2 protein-coding genes are annotated in these 2604 nt (G+C 41.0%); one reads left to right on the top strand and one right to left on the bottom strand.

The window, feature by feature from the left end:
• Positions 1-333 precede the first annotated feature (333 nt).
• Positions 334-1317 (bottom strand): YhdH/YhfP family quinone oxidoreductase, encoded by a 984-nt coding sequence (locus tag ACS8FD_RS12915; RefSeq protein ID WP_439276198.1) that lies wholly within the window; start codon positions 1315-1317, stop codon positions 334-336.
• 100 nt (positions 1318-1417) lie between these two features.
• Here ACS8FD_RS12915 and ACS8FD_RS12920 point away from each other — a divergent pair, with 100 nt between their 5' ends.
• Positions 1418-2323, top strand: a complete 906-nt coding sequence (locus ACS8FD_RS12920; protein ID WP_439276199.1) for a LysR family transcriptional regulator — start codon at positions 1418-1420, stop codon at positions 2321-2323.
• Positions 2324-2604 lie beyond the last annotated feature (281 nt).

Consider the following 2604-nt stretch of genomic DNA (forward strand, 5'->3'; position numbering starts at 1 on the left):
TACGATCTTAGAATGAAGCTATTTGCTGGTATCATTAATTCCGAGCTTAGACTATGACTTTTGCAAGAGGTCTAATGAATTGAGTGGTGAAGACAGTTATTTAGATGTTGCCAGTAATACAGATAAACAATATAAATCTGAATTACTAGCATTTGATATACAGCAACTACCTATTCTGAGTCTTAGTGAACGCACTATTATTATGAGATCAACGTTATAAGTTATTTTATTGAAATATTGAAGAATAGCGTCTTAAAAGAGCCGTTCCTAAAAGGTGAGTCTCTCCTGACTATAATGGATCGACTCATCCTCTATATTAATAATCACAAACGCTTATGAAATCTTGACCACATAGCGACCAACGGACTGTCCCTCTAGCATCAACTGATAAGTCGCTTTGATATCTTCAAGCGCAATCTCATTGGTGATACTTGCTAGTGTCTCCACCTTCCATTCATCAGCGAGTTTATTCCAAGCCGTTTGCTTCTTGTCAAGCTCACATTCAACGGAGTCAATACCGATTAATCTGACACCTCGTAAAATAAATGGGAATACGTTGGTATTTAACTCATGTGAAGCGGTCAATCCACAGCATGTTGCGACGCCATCGTATTTTATATATTTTAACGCATTAGCTAAGATTTCACCGCCGACCGTATCAACCACTCCAGCATATCTCTCAGCCATCATTGGCTTTTTGGCATTTTCATTAAAATCTTGTCTGAGGATAACTTCTGTGGCACCAATCTGTTTTAAGTACTCAATTTGTGTCTCTTTTCCCGAAACGGCAACGACGTTAAAGCCAATCTTACTCAGTATCGAGATGGCTATAGAACCGACGCCGCCTGTCGCCCCAGTGACTAAAACCTCGCCATCTTCAGGCTTGACACCATTATTTATCAGCTCATTAACACTTAAGGCTGCAGTCAGTCCTGCCGTACCAAAAGTCATGATGTCTTTATCAGTTATTCCCATCGGTAATCTTGCAACCCATGAGGCTGGAACTTTTACAAACTCTGCATGACCGCCGTCCGTGTTCATACCTAAATCATAACCCGTCACTAGCACTTTTTCGCCAACAGCGAAGGCGTCAGAAGTGGTTTCATGTACCACGCCTGCCACATCGATACCTGTGATATGTGGGAATTTTCTGGTCACACCAGGATTACCTATAGAACTTAAGGCATCCTTATAATTTAGGGAGGAATAAGTCGCCTTTATAACCACTTCATCTTCGCCGCATTTGGGTACAGGTACCTCCTGTATGCTGCTCGAAAAATTTTTATCTTCGCTTTTTTTGACGACAAATGCTTTCATAATGTGACACCAATTAGTTAAGTAGCTACCATCATAACGCTGGCTTATTGCATAATAAACAGGGTAATATTTGATACATTATCAAATAAGAATTGAAAATATGTTGTTATCCGATCTTGAAGTTATTTTAAAAATCGCCGAACACCGTAGTATCACAGCTGCGGCAACGCATCTGGACATGCGCGCGGCCACTGCTAGTGCGGCACTCAAACGGGTCGAAAAAGCGTTAGGTGCTGAAATATTTATCCGAACGACGCGGCAGTTACGGCTATCGAGTACAGGAGAACGCTATATACCGGAATGTGAAAAAGCTCTGTTACTGCTTGAACAAGCGCGGCAAAATATAAAAGAAGACCTCGACGTCGTTGATGGTGAGCTGCGAATTACTCTGCCTTCTGACCTAGGACGTAATGTTGTCACGCCGTGGCTTGATGAATTATTAGACAAGCATCCAAATTTAAGCTTGAGAGTGAACTTGAGTGATAGTCAGATCGACTTTTATCGCGACTCTGTAGATATGGCATTACGCTATGGCTCACCCAAAGATGTTGGATTTTATGGCTTTAAGATATGTGATACGCAAGGCCTGCTTTGCGCATCGCCCGAGTATTTAGAAGAGCATGGCATACCTCAACACCCGCATGAGCTACCAGCGCACAATGCCCTGTTTTATCAGCTGTACGATAAGACTCATGATGTTTGGGAGTTCACCAAAGATAAACAAACACATAAAGTAAAAATGAATGGCAACCGAGCGTCTAATGATAGCGATCTGGTTAAGCATTGGTGTATTGAAGGCAAAGGGCTGGCGGTAAAGTCTTGTTTGGATCTATCTAACGATATATTAGCAGGTAGACTGATTCCTATCATGACTGACTATCAAGTAAAGCAAAATGAGCTTTGGCTAATTTGCCCAAGCAGGCAGTCGATAACACCTGCAGTAAGATTGCTCAGAGATACCTTAAGAGAAAAATGTGCTGAGCTTATAAATCGTTTATCTATATAGCCTCTGCTGTTAAACGCGATTATTGACGCTAGTTGACAAAATATCACCTTTTTAAAGCCGATAAAGGATTAGATATGTTAATTGATGACCGAATCAAATAGCTTATGACAAGTGTTTAATAAAGACTAAAGCTTAGGTATGATAAGGTTTTGAAGAGTCTGAGGTAATGCGAGGTTATGTCTAAATACAATGGTTGGTGCGCCCACGGGAGTTTCCCAAAAACTGTGTAACTGCTTATAATCCATTAACCGGAGAATAAGCAATGACTACTCAATCTGACC

It is taken from the genome of Psychrobacter sp. 1U2 (genome assembly GCF_051847575.1).